The 18538-nt window shown below is 44.8% G+C and carries 10 protein-coding genes and 1 pseudogene; 10 read left to right on the top strand and 1 reads right to left on the bottom strand.

Going from position 1 to position 18538, the window contains the following annotated elements; genetic code table 11:
* Window positions 1-63 precede the first annotated feature (63 nt).
* From HQN90_RS19350 to HQN90_RS19310, 10 genes and pseudogenes are all read left to right on the top strand, one after another.
* Window positions 64-411 carry a winged helix-turn-helix transcriptional regulator gene (locus HQN90_RS19350; protein WP_173221666.1) on the top strand — a complete coding sequence of 116 codons (348 nt, stop codon included), beginning with the start codon at window positions 64-66 and terminating at the stop codon, window positions 409-411.
* 461 nt (window positions 412-872) lie between these two features.
* Window positions 873-3371 carry an O-antigen ligase family protein gene (locus HQN90_RS19345; RefSeq protein WP_173221664.1) on the top strand — a complete coding sequence of 833 codons (2499 nt, stop codon included), beginning with the start codon at window positions 873-875 and terminating at the stop codon, window positions 3369-3371.
* Between the two features lie 284 nt (window positions 3372-3655).
* Window positions 3656-7087 carry a galactose-binding domain-containing protein gene (locus tag HQN90_RS19340; RefSeq protein ID WP_173221662.1) on the top strand — a complete coding sequence of 1144 codons (3432 nt, stop codon included), beginning with the start codon at window positions 3656-3658 and terminating at the stop codon, window positions 7085-7087.
* A gap of 169 nt (window positions 7088-7256) precedes the next feature.
* Window positions 7257-8144, top strand: a pseudogene (locus tag HQN90_RS39370) (heparinase II/III family protein); the annotation flags it as partial.
* A gap of 72 nt (window positions 8145-8216) precedes the next feature.
* The gene (locus HQN90_RS39365; protein WP_275942600.1) at window positions 8217-9191 is read left to right on the top strand and encodes a heparinase II/III family protein; all 975 of its coding nucleotides are present in this window, start codon (window positions 8217-8219) and stop codon (window positions 9189-9191) included.
* Window positions 9192-9842: 651 nt separating this feature from the next.
* Window positions 9843-10736: a carbohydrate ABC transporter permease gene (locus HQN90_RS19330; protein WP_173221658.1), complete on the top strand. Its 894-nt coding sequence runs from the start codon at window positions 9843-9845 to the stop codon at window positions 10734-10736.
* Window positions 10737-10752: 16 nt separating this feature from the next.
* Window positions 10753-11616: a carbohydrate ABC transporter permease gene (locus HQN90_RS19325; RefSeq protein ID WP_173221655.1), complete on the top strand. Its 864-nt coding sequence runs from the start codon at window positions 10753-10755 to the stop codon at window positions 11614-11616.
* Between the two features lie 159 nt (window positions 11617-11775).
* Window positions 11776-13170 carry an ABC transporter substrate-binding protein gene (locus tag HQN90_RS19320; RefSeq protein WP_173221653.1) on the top strand — a complete coding sequence of 465 codons (1395 nt, stop codon included), beginning with the start codon at window positions 11776-11778 and terminating at the stop codon, window positions 13168-13170.
* A 90-nt stretch (window positions 13171-13260) separates the two neighbouring features.
* The gene (locus tag HQN90_RS19315; protein WP_173221651.1) at window positions 13261-15030 is read left to right on the top strand and encodes a sensor histidine kinase; all 1770 of its coding nucleotides are present in this window, start codon (window positions 13261-13263) and stop codon (window positions 15028-15030) included.
* Complete coding sequence (locus HQN90_RS19310) at window positions 15020-16636, top strand: response regulator (RefSeq protein WP_173221649.1); 1617 nt, start codon at window positions 15020-15022, stop codon at window positions 16634-16636. Before HQN90_RS19315 ends, HQN90_RS19310 begins: the two co-directional genes overlap by 11 nt.
* 25 nt (window positions 16637-16661) lie before the next feature.
* Here the strand turns inward: HQN90_RS19310 and HQN90_RS19305 are convergent, their stop codons facing one another.
* On the bottom strand, window positions 16662-18023 hold the full coding sequence (locus tag HQN90_RS19305; RefSeq protein ID WP_173221647.1) for a catalase: 1362 nt from the start codon (window positions 18021-18023) through the stop codon (window positions 16662-16664).
* Window positions 18024-18538 lie beyond the last annotated feature (515 nt).

Here is an 18538-nt window from a genome sequence, read left to right as displayed (position 1 = left end):
CTTTAACTAAACATAGTTAACAAAAAGTTACCTTAACAAAGCAAAGAGAAATGGGAGGATTTAATGAAATCGTATTGTAAGTTTGAATCGGCATTGGATATTTTGGTGGGAAAATGGAAGCCTGTCATTCTGCTGCAACTTATTTCGAACGGCATAATGAGATTCAGCGAGCTGCAAAGAGCAATACCGGATATAAATAAAAAGATGCTCACTCAACAATTAAGAGAACTTGAATATAACGACATCGTTTATCGCAAGGTGTATAGCCAAGTTCCACCGAAAGTGGAATACTCCATTTCAGACTATGGCAAAGGCTTAAGCACTGTGTTGCAGGCACTGAACGATTGGGGAGAGACCCATAGCGAGCATATGATTGAGCTATACGGAGCAGATCGTTCAGGGAACAAGTAACGAAACTGGCCCCCACTACAGTCTCATATAAATAACATAGTGATTACTAGAAGATGGGGGTGGGTGAAGCTACGGTAACGTATCGTGCACGCAAACAACCCCTCATTGTTATTCCTGGGCTGTCCGGGTCCATGAGCGATATCATTATTTCTGGGACGGGAAACTGGAGTTTTGGCGCCGCAAGGGTATTCTAGAAAGGAAACTGACCTGACCACGAAGAACGGGTCGACTTTGACACGCAGTCTTTTCATTGTCGGTTCAGACAGCGCGGAGAAGCGTATTACCAATAGTGGTGAATGGGGAGTACGCCAACATGTTTCAAAAACAATCAGCATCGTATGAGCAACTTTAGAGCGCACTAAGCATTGGAAAAAATTACTAGATTTCAAATGGAGTGATGTGATATGATGGTTTATATGTAAACTAATGGGTGTTAAAGTGTGGAAAAGGGAGTTATTATCGTGAATAAAAGGCAGAACGTTTATGTCCAAGAAAAAGAACTGCAACAAAACAACTTTCACAAATCTTCTGTGTTATTCTGGGGGGGACTGATCTTCCTAGTCTTGTTTTTATTTTGGGCGCCATTTCAGCGAGCGTTGTTTAATAGTGGAACCTCTGACTTTGAGACACCCATATACTCTTCTTTGTTATGGACTTCTATTGTTCTATTTTTCCTTGCCATTGGCTACTACTTTATATATCGTTTGAAGGATCAAAAAGATTTATTTCATATTTTTGTGCTCCTCATTCCATGTAGTTATCTACTTTCCTTTATTCATGCTGCCTCCAAGTATATGGCTACCAATTCGCTTTATATCCATATTCTGTATGCTGTATTCTTTTTATTAAGTGTCTATTTGACTCAAAATGAAATTGGCAATTCTATCATCAAGGCCATTTTCATTTCTTCAGGATATGTGGTGGTTCTTTTTGGTTTATTATATTGGCTTGGAAATGGCGCATTGGGGGATCGATTAGTTGGATGGTTTGCAACCATGGCTGAAGTGAATAACAATAAAACGTATTTAAATGTTGTTATGACCGATTCAAATGGATCTCGCCTCACTTCTGTGTTCCAATATGCAAATAGTTATGCAGCATATCTTATCGCATTATGTTTAATAGCACTATTCTATATAGTGAAGTCACGCAAGTGGTACACAATTTTACCACATGCCTTGATGGTGGTTCCCATGTTGGTATCTTTTTGGCTGACGCTTTCGCGGGGAGCTTTAGTACTTCTTCCCGTTACTGTGTTAGTGGTTATGTTGTTTTTATCTATACATAGACAAGTGATGTTTTTGATTCAAATAGGTTTCGCCCTTGTTGCTACTTTGATAATTCTTCAAAAAATTACTAATATCGGTATTGATGTACATCAGCATAGCATTTATTCACAAACTGCAAGTGGCTGGTTGGTTTTATTTTTAACTTCTTTGGTGTACACCGTAATCGCGACTATCCTTCAGATGTACTTCTCACCAATTCTAGAAAAGACATTTTCTCGTTTCTCCAGTCGTAAATATGTCACTATCCTATTGCCCGCTTGCGCTATAGTAGTTGTTGTAATCGGTGCGATACTGCTTATTGGCGATACAGGTTTTAAAAACGTATTGCCTGAGAATGTGAAAACGAGGCTTGAAAATATAAATTTACAGCAACATAGCGTCCTTGAACGCGGCACTTTCTACAAGGATGCTATTAAACTGTGGAAGGACTATCCATGGATAGGTGCTGGCGGTGGGGCATGGGCCGCCTTATATGAAAAGTATCAAAATAATCCTTATAGCAGCCGACAAGATCATAGCTTCTTACTTCAATATTTAAACGAGACTGGCTTAGTAGGCCTCGTGATTTTACTGCTTTTTTTACTCAGCGTCTATTACTTTTATATTCGCGGGTATCTTTCTGACTCCTCGGATAGAAAAGATGCAAACTTCTTGTATTTCATTTTTTCGATATCAATACTGATACACAGCATGATAGATTTCGATCTTAGTTACGTTTATTTAGGGGTTCTTTTATTTATATCACTCGGGGGAATGATTTCAGGAACAGGTTCATATCCACTAAGATTTCAAGTCAACGATAAGGTGGTTAAAACGCTTTATCCAACTTTTCTTATTGTACTGTCATTTATCTTATTCATTCTTTCAGCACAAACTTTAAGCGCAAGCAAATTATTTATAAAAGCTCAAGAGATAGTGAAAACAAGTAGAAATTATAACGAAATTGCAGCTCCTTTAGATCAAGCGATAAAAAAGCATCCTAATCATCCAGGCTATGTATTGGAGAATCCACTAAGTAAGATAAAACTTCTTATGCAATTATATTCACAAACAAAAGATGAGAAATATTACAATGAAGCGTGGGATTTGCTCAGTAAGCTAAAACAATCTGAACATCATAATCTCATTGCCACTTTTCAGGAATTAGCCATGTTGAAGTCAAAGAATCGTCTTCTAGAGGCATACGATCTAGTCAATCAGGAATTGGTTGAATTCCCGTGGTATATTGAAATGCATGAAAATAGTATAGAATTGGGAACTGAGCTTGGAGATCGTGCTAGACAAGATCATGATTTCGGAAAAATGGCTCTTTATTGGGACCATTCTATGCAAGAATATAACGAAGTACTTCGAAAAAAAGAATTTCTTAAGACTTTACCAAAAGGGCAAAATCAAGGACGTAATTTTGACGTAACTCCTCAAATGGCATACAGTATCGGTCAAATTTACTTTATCAAAGGTAATTATGTAGATGCAGTAACTATGTTGAAACCTTTTGTTGGTACCAATTTTGACAGTTTAGTAACCAAAATGATTGACATATGGTATTTATCAGCCTTGCAAAAACAAGGACAAAACGATCAAGATTTGTATGATAAATTGGTTAGCGCAGATGCTTCAAATAAACAGCAAATTCAAGAGTTAGTTGCTTCGAATTTTATTACGAAGTAATAGTTGCATCCCACCCCCAGTAAGAGGGGATTGGTATTTGTGAAAATACGTAATATCCGCCATAAATTCCATAGCAACGCACATTCATCCAGCATGGAAATATCCTTATAATGTTAATTGAACGTGATTTCATTACATAAATGAAGGAGGTAACTGAAGTAATGAAGAGGAGTGTTTAATCATTCTACATTTAATTAACGGGAGCGAAATCGTACAAGGACCGTGCCTAAGTCGGACATGACTGAAGAACGGTCTTTGTATTTGCTACCAACAAGGAGGTTTATATGAAATTATTCGAATTATTGATCCATTATTCAAAACGAAAATCATCTCTCATTGGTTTTCTAGTATTTGCTTTGCTTCTCACGCAAGTATCCTTATTGCCTTTGAGGTCTTCGGCAGCAACGAATTTGGCTTTAACTAAATCGGTTACAGCAAGCGGACACAATGATGTCTATGTGGAAACCAATGTAAATGACGGAAATCAAGCATCTTATTGGGAAAGCACGAACAATGCTTTTCCGCAATGGGTTCGCGTGGATCTTGGAAGCGCTAACACAGTGAATCAGGTGGTGCTTAAGCTTCCAGCAGGATGGGGAACGAGGTCACAGACCTTGTCCGTTATGGGAAGCACGGATGATGTGAATTATAGTGTGTTGGTTGCAGCAAACACTTATACGTTTGATCCAGCTAACTCGAATGCAGTCACAATAAACTTTACTGGCACTAGTGCAAGATATGTGAAAATTAATGTAACTGCGAATTCAGGATGGGTAGCTGCCCAACTTTCTGAATTAGAGATATATGGATCAACGCCAACACCCACACCCACTCCGACACCAACAGTAACGCCAACGCCAACGGTGACGCCTACTCCAACCCCAACGCCCCCTGGCGGTACTTCGAACCTTGCTTTGGGCAAGCCAATCGTGGCTAACTCTTCGGTATTCTCCTTCATTGCGACTAATGCGAATGATGGAAATACAGCGACTTATTGGGAAGGTGCCGGTGATTCATATCCGAATACATTAAGCGTTGATTTGGGTGCGAACGCAAGCATTTCCTCGATCGTACTGAAGCTGAACCCAGATACCGCATGGGGCAATCGGACGCAAAACATTCAAGTTCTGGGTCATGATCAATCCAGTACAACTTTTACCAATCTAGCAGCTGCAGCAGACTATTCATTTAGTCCGTCTACCAGCAACAAGATAACGATTCCATTAACAGCTACAGCAAGCGCAGTCCAACTCAAAATAACTTCAAATACCGGAGCTTCTGCAGGTCAAGTTGCCGAATTTGAAATCATGGGCGTTCCTGCACCGAATCCTGATCTGACGGTCACAGGCTTGACTTGGCTGCCATCTGCCCCGATTGAAACGAACGGTATCACGCTGAATGCTGTGGTGAAAAACATCGGTTTGGCTCCATCGGCAGCAACGGATGTTAAATTCTATCTTGGCAGCACGTTGGTTGGAACCTCACCCGTAGGTGCACTGGCAGCAGGCGCTGCCACGACGGTATCTGCCAACATAGGCGCCCAAAATGCAGGCACATACACGGTAACCACCAAAGTCGACGAAGCCAACGTAGTTATTGAGCAAAATGAAACCAATAATAACTACACCAATGCCACTCCGTTGACGGTGAGCCCAGTTGCAAGCTCCGACTTGGTAGGAACTGTATCCTGGACGCCAAGCAATCCAACGGCTAACAGTGCCGTAGCCTTTACAGTGAACCTGAAAAATCAAGGAACAATTGCTTCTGCGAGCGGTGCTCATGGAATCACAGTTGCTCTTAAAAATGCTGCAGGATCAACGATTCAAACATTTAGTGGATCATATAGCGGAACTTTAGCAGCGGGAGCTTCAGCCAATGTCATTATTCCCGGGACATGGACAGCGATAAACGGCAGCTATACAGTAACTACAACTGTTGCGGTAGATGCTAACGAAGTAACGACGAAACAAGCAAACAACGTAAGTACAACAAGCTTAGTTGTCTATGCTTTGCGTGGTGCAAGCGTGCCTTACAGCCGGTATGATACCGAAGACGCTATCCTTGGCGGTGGTGCTGTTCTCCGGTCAGCGCCGACATTCGATCAAGCTTTGACTGCTTCTGAAGCTTCCAAGCAGAGCTATATAGCACTTCCTGCAAATGGCGCCAATCTTCAATGGACTGTCAGACAGGGTCAAGGCGGGGCCGGCGTAACTATGAGATTTACGATGCCTGACGCAGCTGATGGCATGGGGCTGAACGGCTCACTTGACGCTTATGTGAATGGCGTCAAGGTCAAAACAATAGCTTTGACCTCCTATTACAGCTGGCAGTATTTCTCAAGCGATCAACCTGGAGATACGCCTAGTGCAGGGCGTCCGCTTTTCCGATTCGATGAAGTTCACTGGAAATTGGATACCCCGCTGCAGCCAGGTGACACGATTCGTATCCAGAAGAACAATGGGGATAGTCTGGAATACGGTGTTGATTTCATCGAAATCGAGCCTGTACCTACGGCCATTTCCGCTCCTGCGAACTCGGTTTCTGTAACCGATTTTGGTGCTGTTCCGAATGATGGACAGGATGACCTTGCGGCCTTTAACGCTGCTGTAGCGGCAGCCGTTTCGTCCGGAAAGACTTTGTACATTCCGGCTGGAACCTTTAATCTTAGCAGCATGTGGAAAATCGGTTCAATTACGAACATGATCAATAACTTTACTGTTACGGGTGCGGGCTTCTGGCATACCAATCTACAGTTTACTAATCCTGATGCGGCTGGCGGCGGGATCTCGCTCCGTATCACAGGCAAGCTTGATTTCAGCAATGTGTATCTCAATTCCAACTTACGATCGCGTTATCACGAAAATGCCATCTATAAAGGATTCATGGATAATTTCGGAACGAATTCCGTCATCCACGATGTCTGGGTAGAGCATTTTGAGTGCGGGATGTGGGTTGGGGACTATGGGCATACGCCAGCGATTTTTGCTAATAATCTGCTTGTTGAGAACAGTCGAATCAGGAATAACCTTGCTGATGGCATCAATTATTCGCAAGGAACCAGCAATTCAACTGTACGTAATAGCAACATAAGAAACAATGGTGATGATGGCCTTGCTGTTTGGCCAAGTAATACGTTTGGCGCACCGGATGGTGTAAATAATACGTTCTCGTATAACACGATAGAGAATAACTGGCGTGCAGGTGGTATTGCATTTTTTGGAGGAAGCGGACATAAAGCTGACCATAATGTCATTATCGACACTGTCGGGGGATCTGGCATCAGAATGAACACCACATTCCCCGGAGCTCATTTTAATAACAATACCGGCATTGTTTTCTCAGATACTACGATTATTAACAGCGGCACAAGTCGGGATTTATACAATGGCGAACGTGGTGCCATCGATCTGGAAGCTTCCGGAGACGGCATTAAGAACGTAACTTTCAGCAACATCGATATTCTTAATACACAACGTGATGCGATTCAGTTTGGCTACGGTGGCGGATTCCAAAATATTGTATTCAACAACATTACGATTAACGGTACAGGTCTTGATGGAGTAACAACCTCCCGGTTCTCAGGACCACATAAAGGATCAGCTATTTACACCTATACGGGAAATGGCTCCGCTACTTTCAATACGTTGACGCTCAGCAATATCGCTAATCCTAGTACGAATTACATCCAGACTGGTTTTAATCTGATCGTCCATTAAATTGCATAAGGAACCTCCAGTCTCCATTTCAATTACTGAAGTGGCAGCTGGAGGTTCTTTTTAGTTACAAATAAAGTGTCATTCTCCTACTAGGAAAGTTGAAACACCTATCTCTGGCAATGAAGACGCTCTATTATAATGTTCCTATGCAGAAAGAGAAGATACGAAGAGGAGGCACACAGAAATGAATTATTACTTAACGAATCAGGAATTGATGGATGCAGGGAAGCATTATCTTCAAGAATACCCAGAGCTTGCAAGGGCTTCTATTGAGAAAGCAGAACAAGCCGCTAAGAATATGTTTCGTGTTCCCTATACAATGGATATGGATCATTGGGTTAACCTGGGGGATCCCATAGATTGGTTATATAATCCATCAAACGATCTTGAATTTACGTGGGTTCTTAATCGACATTGGTACATGCTGGATTTGGGCAAAGCTTATTTGATGACACATAAAGAGGAGTACGTCCATACTTTTATCAAACACCTGCGAGGCTGGTGGGTGCAGAATCCTGTCCCGGAGCAGCTTTCTTACGAGCAAGCAACTTTTTTTCAACAACCGGGACCTTGGCGCTTATTGGAGGTTGGACTTCGTGTGCAATCGTGGATCTCTGCTTTTAAATATATGGAAGGCAGTCCTGTTATTACGGATATCTTCCGGGAAGAGTTTCACACGGCACTAGTTGAGCATGCGAATTACTTGACTCGTTATTTGGGAAATACGGAAATCAATCATGCCATCATGCATATGCAGGGTTTATTTATGATAAGTGTTTTTTATAAGGATCATCCGAGAGCTTCATTTTGGCGGCAATTTGCGATCGAGCGATTGGAGCTGTGCATGGTCCATCAAATTGATCAAGATGGCGTTCAGTGCGAGTTAACGACGCATTACCATAATGGAAGTATTGAAATGTTTGGCACTCCTTATTTGTTGGGGAAGGTATCTGGCTATCCGATGCCGGAAGGGTATGCCAACAACCTTCGCAGAATGGGAGCATTCACGCACGCGATGATCAGGCCCGATAATGGATCTACGGCTGCTGGTGATTCTGATTTGGTAAGTTCCAGCAAGGAGCGTCTTGCCTTGCTCGGGGCGATTCTGGCAGATGAGTCCTATATCTCAATGGGCGAGGTTAGCGCGGAAATTCTCTGGCTTGTCGGTAGAGACAGATATGAGGCGTTCAAAAATAGACAACAGTCCTACACACCGCTGCTTCCTGCTTCGGTGTCCTTTCCTCAAACGGGTTTTTATTTCATGAAGGATGAACAGCATTATGTGTTTTTCGATGCCGCATCCATGGGAGGTGCCCATGGACATGCGGATGCGTTAAGTTTGGAGTGGATGTGGAAGCGCAACTTGCTCTTCCTAGATCCTGGAAGATATACCTATGAAGAAGGGGAGTGGCGTCGATACTTCAAAAGCACGCGGGCGCACAGTACGATTACAGTAGATGGACTGGACCAGACACCGTACGTAGCCTCGCAGGAATGGGGGCAACCGCTGGCGGAGTGTGTCACGAACCGTTGGATCAAAGGGGAGGAGTATGACTTTATCGATGCCTCCCATAATGGTTACATGAGGCTTGAAGATCCTGTGCTTCACCGCCGATGGCTGCTGCTAGGTAAGAAGAGGAATGTGATGGTCATCGTGGATTGGCTGGAATCCGCAGGCGTGCATGCCATTGAACAGAGATTTCAGCTTCCGCCCTCTGCGGATGTTCGAATCCTTGAAGGAGGCAGTACAGATATGCTGAAGACAATTGTTGATTATTCCTCCGCTGTTCAGATGCAGATGCATTGGAAGACGAGCCGTGATCAGATGGGTGATTTTGCCGTTGTCAGCGAGCAGGGCTGGGTATCTGAAATTTATGGTGTCAAAGCGGAAACATCGACAATTGTCGGTAAAGGCACAATGACCGGTAAAATGGGGATTGTGACGGTGTGCACGCCGGTTGATCTAGAGGAAGATAGGATGCTGCCCATCATAACGCGGTTGGAGATTGACCATAACCGGCAAGAGGTATCGATCTCCTATAAAGATGAGGCAGGACATCTGGATATTCGTCTCGATTGCGATGAAATTGACTGGACTTGCTAGCAACTTCAGATTCGTACGAATGGGGCTGTCTCTTAAGTAGATAAACTTACTTGAGGGACAGCTTTTTCGCGATTAGGAGCAGTTCAGATTTGTACAGGTTAACCTGACGTAAACTGGCCGCTCCGCGTACGATCTTCTTTCATGCGTATACATGTAGCATCCGGATTAGCTGTACGGGTTCTGATCATCTCTTGATGAGCCTCCTGCTTTCTCTGACTCTAGCTCCAGTTGCTTTCTCTAAACCTGCAATTATGCATCTTTTTTGCTCTTGGAATAGCCTCAACGATTAAATTCCTGCGTTTGTGCAGGTTTTTGAGGCTTTTTCTGAATGAACGGCTGAAAAAGATAAAAATGCCTGCACAATTGCAGGTATTTCCACTTTTTAACCAAATTCGCCCGGAATTCCTGTATATTCGCAGGTTTTTACATTCGGATGAACTGATCTGAACTGGAACCCCATCATCTATCGACGCATACCTACTAAATTTGGCTTAGGGGACAGCCGCATTCCAATTAGCACCAGATGGTTTCCTATCGCAGCCATGTCAAAACAGTTGAATTGTCCTACGGACACAGTTGAATCGCCGCTCCCGTTCCTGAATGAGGTTGTACTATGCTTGGAGTACCAAAACCAAAAGGAGCAGATGCACGATGCGAAAAAGGATATCTCTTTTCAATTCTTATGTATTCATTTTTCCCAGTCTATTTTTGACTTTGGCGCTAGGGATCTATCCGATTATCTGGGCGCTTCGTTATATGTTTTACGATTATCAGGGGTATGGAGAAATGAAAGTTATAGGCGTCGATAACTTCTCGAGATTGTTTCGGGATCAGGAGTTTTGGCACTCTGTATATAACACGTTCATCTATGCGGCCGGTAAAATTATTATTGTGCTGCCGATTTCACTGATTCTCGCCGTTATTTTGAATCGCGGACTGAAGGGCAAAGTGTTTCTGCGAGCGGTCTATTTTATGCCGACGATCATTAGTACATCGGTCATGTCGATCGTCTTTTTCACTATTTTCAATTCGTATAACGGATTGCTGAATCAATTTCTGATCAAGTATGGGGTGATCTCTCAAGCGATTGATTGGCTGGGACCGAATTACGCGATGGTCACTGTCATTCTTACCGCGATCTGGGGAGCCATTGGCAACTACATGCTGCTATTCATCGCCGGTCTGCAAGGCATTCCCGATGATCTGTATGAAAGCGCATCGATCGATGGCGCGAATGCGGTACAGAAGTTTTGGAGCATTACGATTCCCATGCTCGGACCCGTGCTGCAAATGATTATTATGCTGGCGATCATCACGGCATTGAAGGGCTATGAAAGCATTATGGTTCTAACTGAAGGGGGACCTTTCGGCAAAACCGACGTCATGTACTTGTACGTGTACAAATTATTTTTCCCGGTTTCCGCTTCTACAGCGACTGTGCAGCAAATCGGCTACGGCAGCGCGGCGGGATTCGTTACTGCTCTGATTGTCGGGTTGATTACGATCGTTTATTTCTATCTGTCCAAACGTTTGAATCGGGATTAAGAAGGAGGATTGCAGGATGCATACAAATACGAAGTCGGGTGTTCTTCGAAGCGGATATTTCACCGGTCATGCGGTAAAATGGCTATTTTTAATCATTATTGCTTTCTTTACCCTATTCCCCATTGTAATGGCCATATTGGGTTCATTCAAAACAAATGCAGAATTAACGACAGGAGCTACGCTATTGCCGGCTGTTTGGAAATTCTCTAACTACGCAACGGCGTGGAAGCAGGCGAATTTTGCCCGATTTACGTGGAACAGCCTATTCCTTAGCACGATTGTGACGGTCGGCACGCTGCTTGTCGCTACGATGTCTGCTTATGCGGTCGATCGCACGAGATTCCCCGGCAAACGCTTGTACGTGGTGCTGCAGGCAAGCACGATGTTCATTTCGATCGGTGCGGTTGTCCTGAGACCGCAGTTCGATCTGATGGTCACCTTGGGCCTGAACAAATCCCTTTGGGGCGTTATCCTCATCTTGATCAGCGCGCATGCGACGGTTTACTTTATGCTGATTGGCTTTTTCAAGGCGATTCCCAAAGATCTGGATGAGGCCGCGTATATTGATGGCTGCAATTTCTATACGGTGTACTGGCGGATCATTCTTCCGCTGCTCGGGCCTGCTCTTGGCGTTACGGCGCTATTCACGTTCCGCGGCGCATGGAATGAATACATCTTGCCGCTCGTGTTCACAATGACCAATCCGAAGCTGCAAACGTTGACGGTCGGTCTGGCTAATCTACGTTATGGCATCGGTGCGGCTGCCGAATCCCACCTCATGATGGCGGGGGCTTGTCTTTCCTTCCTGCCCATCCTTGTTGTCTACGTGCTGGCGAACAAGTCATTTATCCAGGTGACAGCGGGAAGTGTGAAGGGATAACCCCCAAAAAAGCGGGCGTTGCAGGAAAGTGTTTTCTCCCCCTATCAAAAGTTGATTTGTCCTTCACGGTTCCAAGAGCAGAGGAATTATGATGAAAGCAGTTACATTTTTGGTTTCAAACAAGTCTTAAGGTAAACTACATGAGGAGGGTTTTACAAGATGAAGAGAAAAATGGTGTTAAACACGCTGCTTGGCGTAACGATGGTCGCTTCACTAGCGGCTTGTGGCGCACAAACGGATCAACAGAAAAGTAAGGAATCTGCTTCGGCAGCAGCCGGAGGCGTTAAAACGAAGCTGACTTATTGGACGGTGGACCGTCATGATGCCGATTATATGAAGGATGTCATCATGAAGTTTAACGAAACGAACAAAGACAATATTGAAGTTCAAATGACGATTCTTGCTGACAACTTTAATCAATCGATCGATATTGCTTTTGCAAGCAACCAAGCGCCGGATATTTTGAGAACGAATGATTTCCCCGGGTTTGTGAAGAAAGGCTATTTGCAGCCGATCAATGATTTGATGACGGATGAGATGAAGAAACGCTACGGCAATCTCATGGTGGAAGAGCTCAACACGATGGATGGCAACATTTATTCGCTGCCGCATACAGGGCAATACTGGAGATTGATCTACAACGTGGATTTGTTCAAAAAAGCAGGCATCGCCGAACCGCCAAAAACGATCAAAGAATTGGTTGAGGATGCCAAGAAAATTACAGAAGCAGGCAAAGACATTGGGGCATACGGTTTCGCTGAAAATTTCAAAAATCCAGGCTCCGCCTTCGGCAGGATTGCGAATCCGATCGGTTCACTAAGCGGAACTTCCGTGGTGGATGGCTACAACTACAAATCAGGCCAGTTCGATTTCATGGCGTACAAGCCGATTGTGGAAGCGCTTCGTCAGATGAAGCAGGAAGGCAGCATGCTGCCTGGCGTTGAGTCGCTCGACATCGATCCGCTTCGCGCCCAGTTTGCCGCAGGCAAAATCGGCATGTATTTTAACCATTCAGGCGAACCGGCTGTTTATCAAAGCCAATTCCCGACCAAGATTAACTGGAGTGCTGCATTGCCGCCTACGATAGATGGCAATCAACAAGGAACGGTTTCCGTGATTGCCGGGAATTACATTGGCATTAGCAAAAGTACAGCAAATAAAGATAAAGCATGGAAATTCCTGCAATACATTTATAATCTAGATTTCCAAAAGGAATATCACGAAAAAGGATTCGGGATCTCCATTGTGCCGGACGTCAATGCTGTTGCCCAAAAACCAACAACACCTGGGATTGAAGGCTTTTTACCTACCAAATTCGATGCGCTGTACGCTCCAACGCCACTTAACGTGACGGATACGAAGGTAGAAGGCATGAAGTTCGGCAACGCCATCATTAAATATATGCTTGAAGGCGGAGATGTGGACAAGCTCCTGACAGATTTGACAACTCGCTACAATGCAGGCTTGGAGAAAGCACGCGCGGCGGGCGATACGAAGACCAAAGCGAATCCGAGTTTCGATCCGCATAAGCTGCAGGGCAGTTTGGCCAAGTAAGCTGCAGCAAGGCAAGTTTGATGATAGCAAAGCAAGGGGCGCGCAGCCATAAGCAGCGCGTCTCTTGTTACTAGAAGGGGAGGGGACAGTATGAACGGGTGGTACTATCGGCTTTCTCTCCGCCAACGGCTGCGCATTTCCGTTTTGATGCTGACAATACTTTCTATTGCTCTTACGGGCATTATGTCTTATTGGATTGCTTTTAGATCAACCGAAAGGGGGGCATTTATTTCCAGTCAAAATACGGTTAATAAATCAGCGCGCGTGTTAGACGAAAAACTGCGGCATATCATTGTGACCGCCTCCTCGATGATGCTGAGCGATCCATTCAAGCTGGCGATGGAAGACGTGGAGGCGAACGTAGGGGCAAACTATTACACACGGTTGTCTGCTATGCAAACGCCTCTTGGGCAAATGAAATTGATCGAGCCGTCGATTCAATCCGTCTTGATCGATACGCCGGTTGGCGAGCTGTTTGCCACGAATGATCTTCGGAACGGTCAGGTTCGTCTCAAGGATACATCCTTAGTTCGTTATTTGGACAGCAAGGATCGGGTTGTTTGGGTGGAAGATCATGAGGATCTCCTTTTCTCCGGGAAACAGAGGGTGATCTCGATCATTATGAAGCCAGTCACGGAGCACCAAGTGGATAACGTTTATGTCGTCGTGAATGTGAAGGAAGATGCCATTCGCAACGCTGTCACCGACGACTTGCTGGACCATGCCAACACGTATTTTCTGATCTCACGAGATGGTAGGATTGTTCTGCCGATCAACAGCCAAAAGTCGGCGTTTCAAGATGATCCAGCTTTTCTTGAGCAGCTGCAGGCGCAGGATCGCGGGTTTTTCAAATACAACCTCGACGGCAAGCCGTTTCTAGTCAATTATTCGCGGCTTACGATGAATAAGGATTGGACGATGGTCAGCTTGCAAACCCAATCGGATCTGCTTCGCCAAGTGAACAAGATCAAAACGACCACACTGATTATTATGTTAGGCTGTGTAGTCTTAGCCTTTGTGCTGTCTAATGTTATCTCCAGTGTGCTGCTGAAGCCGCTGCATAAGCTGCAAGGTTTGATGAGGCAAGTTGAAAACAATCATTTGGACGTAAGGTTCTCCAGTCACTACCAAGATGAAGTTTCCCAAGTAGGGCTTAAGTTTAACCGCATGCTGGAGGAGATTGCTTCACTCATTGAGAACGTCAAGGATGCTGAGTTTGAGAAGCGCAAGATGGAGATGAAGGCGCTTCAGGCGCAAATCGATCCTCATTTTCTGTATAACACCTTAAATACAATTCTTTGGAAATCAGAAACCTCGCAGAATCACGATGTTTCCGAAATGATTTCTTCGCTCTCGCTGTTGTTCCAACTAGGACTTAACGGCGGACACGAGATGACGACGATAGCGAAGGAAATTGACCATGTCAGGCAGTATTTGACGCTCCAGCAGAAATGTTACGACGATTTGTTTGAGTATACGATTGACATAGAGGATGATTCGCTGCTGGAAGAACCGATCTTGAAAATTATTTTGCAGCCTTTCGTGGAAAATTCCATTTTACATGGCTTTCAGGAAATGGAGGCCAAAGGAGTCATCAAGATATCCGTTGTACGTACGTCTTCCAGTATGCTGCTTCGGGTTGAGGATAATGGCGCAGGCATGGATGTAGAGCCTGTTTTGGCGGATATGCGGATCGAGCAAACATCTCAAAAAAGCTATGCCCTTCGTAACGTTTATGGGCGATTACGACTGCATTACGGCAGTGAAGCCGACATTGAATTGAGCAGCGAGTCTTATGTAGCTACCTCGGTCACAGTAACCATACCACTAGCAAGCGAGGGAGATAAAGATGGCGACTGAACTTAGGATGTGCGTAATTGATGATATTAAGACGGTAGTGGAAGGGATCGCCAGTCAGATAGATTGGGAGGCTCATGGCATTCGCATCGTCGGAACAGCAAGCAACGGTGAGAAAGGCGTAGAACTCATTCACAGAACGGAACCTCATATCGTCCTGACCGATATTCGAATGCCCAAAATTAACGGTTTGGATATGACCAGAGAAGTACTGAAAAAGTTTCCGCGCACCAAAATTGTTTTCCTAAGCGGATATACCGATTTCCAGTATGCGCAGCAGGCCGTTCAACTTGGTGCTTTTGATTATATTGTTAAACCGTATACGCCAAAGAAAATTATTGAAGTGGTCTTGAAGGCGCGGGAGTCGATTGAAGCAGAAATGGGAGAAACGCAGCGCTATCAAGAGATGGAGAGAAAGCTGCGGGAAAGCTTGCCGTATTTAAGACAGGAATATTTCCAGTTGCTGCTGCAATTTAGGACGACACCCGAACAAGCGGCAAAACGTTGGGACTTTCTGAGTATCGGACTAGAGCGAGAACGCTTCGTTGTTACGTTGATGGAAATTGATCAGTTCGCAGAACAAACGGAAACATTGCCTGTACAAGAGGTCGAGTTGATTCGATTTACGGTCCAAAATATTTTGGAAGAAAGCTTAAGGCGGTTCACCAAAGGATTTGTTTTCCGCGATCATACGAATCGGTTTGTAGCGATATTCAATCCACCGGATGCTTTAAGTGTGGAAGCTATTTCGGAGCAGTGTCGTGAAAATGTAGAGAAGTATTCCAGATATACCATTTCACTCGGCTTAGGGGAAGAAGTGACGGCCATACATCAAATTTCGCACTCTTATGCGCAGGCGCTCGCTGCGCTTTCGTATAACTTTTATACAGGGGGCAACACCGTATACAGTTATCGCGATATGAGCCCTGTGCAGCAGACAGCGCCGCGCTACTCGCCGGAGAAGGAAAAGGAGCTTTTTTATTGTCTGCGATCGGGAAATCTGCCGAAAGCATGTGCGATCGTGGACGAATTATTTGAAGAAACCGTTTCGGTTTCCGTGCCGCCAGCTCCCGAGACGGTGAAGGGATATGGGGATGAGCTCGCCTACCTGATCAACCGCGTTTTCTCGGAAAAGCTGACAGTTGAAGAGATGAAGCAGATCGAGCGTCATCTGATGTACATCAAAAATCTTTCATCCTTTAAGCTGAAGGAACTTCAAGAAAACATTAAGAAGCTGTGCAGGATCGGCTGCGAATTGATTCAGAAACGACACGCGGAAGATGCGAACCAAGTCGTGGAACAAGTGATAGAGCATATTCGTCAGCATGCAGCCTCGAACATGACCGTTAACGATTATGCCAAGCTTGTTTATTTGAGCGGCAGCTATTTTGCCAATTTGTTCAAGAAAGTCACTGGCCTGACTGTCGTTCAATTCGTGACCTCAGAACGGATGGAACAGGCCAAACTTATGCTGATAGAAGGAAAACAAGTGCAAGAAATCGCCCAATCACTTGGCTACGAGGACAGACCGCATTTCAGTGAACTGTTTAAAAAACATACAGGCATGACTCCATCTGAATTCAAACAGTTGTATAGCGTAAAAGGATAGAGAGATACAGAAAGATATACAGAAATTATCCCTTTGCTTTCATCTGAATTTGCTGGGCAACCCGTTCCCCCAGTTCAGCGGAGGCATTGTATAGATAGCTCAAAACAATGCTCTGTGTTTCGTGGGAAATGCCGACAAGATCGGCAGAGAGGTTATCCACCAAATGTTCTTGCTGCACAGGTGCAAGCGCGTGATAATAGTGGCCAGCTTGCGAGAAATCATCTGGCTTGGATAGGTCGGAGCGCATGAGACGGCCCTCTACGTGTCTACCATTGCCGCTAGTGACAAGGGAATCGGGCGACCAGTTTTCTTGATGGTTGACAGGAATCTTGCGGAAATCTGGACCCAATCGCCGGCGTTGTGAATCCCAGTAAATGTTGGCACGTCCCTGGAGCATCTTATCGTCCGACAATTCGGCGCCTTCCAAAAGATTGGAAGGTGAAAAGGCTATTTTCTCCACCTGCTCCATGTAGTTATCCGGGTTGCGGTTCAGTACAAGTCGCCCAACTGGCTGCCAAGGGTACACCTGTTCATCCCATACCTTCGTATCATCCAGCGGATCATAGGGAAGAATCGCCTCATCATCGGGATTCATAAGCTGCACATAAAGCCCGTATTCAACAGTTTTTCCCGCTGCTAAAGTATCATATAAATCCTGGCCTGCAATATCTGGATTCTCGGCAATCCATTTGGCTGCTTCGTGACGGTCTATATACTGTACGCCGGCAAAAGGAACCCAATGATATTTAACATAAGTGCGAATTCCCTGTGCGTTTCTCCAGACATACGTATTCACACTGTGACCTGAGATGTGGCGGAGGCTCTTTGCAGTGCCAACGTCTGAGTACAGCATGACCAGAAAATGCGTGGATTCGGGCGCTCTGGCTATGAAGCTCCAGAACCGCTCAGGATCGATGAGGTTGTTTACCGGCGAAGGCAAAAAGGCTTTAATGGACTCTGGAAAGCGGATGGCGTCCCGTACGGAAAACACAGGAATGTGGTTGCAGACTAGATCAAAAACCCCTTTTTCCGTATAAAACTTCGTGGAGAATCCACGTACATTACGGGAAGTATCCGGGGTGCCTTTGTTGCTCACAGCAAGGGAGAATCTTACTGTAACAGGGACCTGCTGGCCAGGATTTTGCAAAAAACAAAGCTGTGTATGCGCCGCCATGGAATGCACCGTTTGAAAGTATCCAAAAGCGCCATTGCCTTTGACATGTACGGGTCTTTCTAAAATTTTGGTATGTACAAAAGTTTCCAGCGTTTCGTGCAAAATGTTGTCCTGCTCCACGACAGGACCTCGTTCACCGACAGTTTGCGAATGATAGGCAGCCTGCGATGGCGGAGCGGATGGTCTTTTCGGATATCCTTTGTTTTCGTTCATTCTTCTAGCCTCCCATGACAACGATTCACTTCTCCATATACAATATGGTGTATGCTAAGCTTCAATGCGCTTATGACGATATATATCACCTTGGTTATTCAAAGTTGACGAGTTCCATAGATGTAAATGATGTTTCAGAAAGATATTGGCAATCTGTCGGTGTGAATGTTGCGAGAATCCGGATTACGGATTTTGTTGGGGGGCTCGGTTTGGAGGCTGCCTTAGTTACGGTGACGCTTACCAGGAAAGATTGATACGGCCTCATCCTCAACCGATTTGGAAAAATGGATTGGAGGTCCTGTCACTTCCTTGAAAGAAAGTCTTAGACAAATGCTTGCTATTTAACGAGTGCTCCTAATGGAAAAAATACAGGGGCAGATCGTGTGGAAATAGAGATTTCGTCCGCGTTGTTTCTTTTTGATGTATGTGCGGAACCAGCGAAGTGTGCGACTGCATGCTTAATCTATGAAAGCCTGCGATTATGCATCTTTTTTCTTGTTGGAATTGCCTTTAGC

This window comes from Paenibacillus alba, from assembly GCF_013204855.1.
GTDB classification, from domain to species: Bacteria; Bacillota; Bacilli; order Paenibacillales; family NBRC-103111; genus Paenibacillus_E; species Paenibacillus_E alba.
The sequence above is the reverse complement of the archived record's forward strand: the minus strand, read 5'-3'. Positions and strand labels throughout refer to the sequence as shown.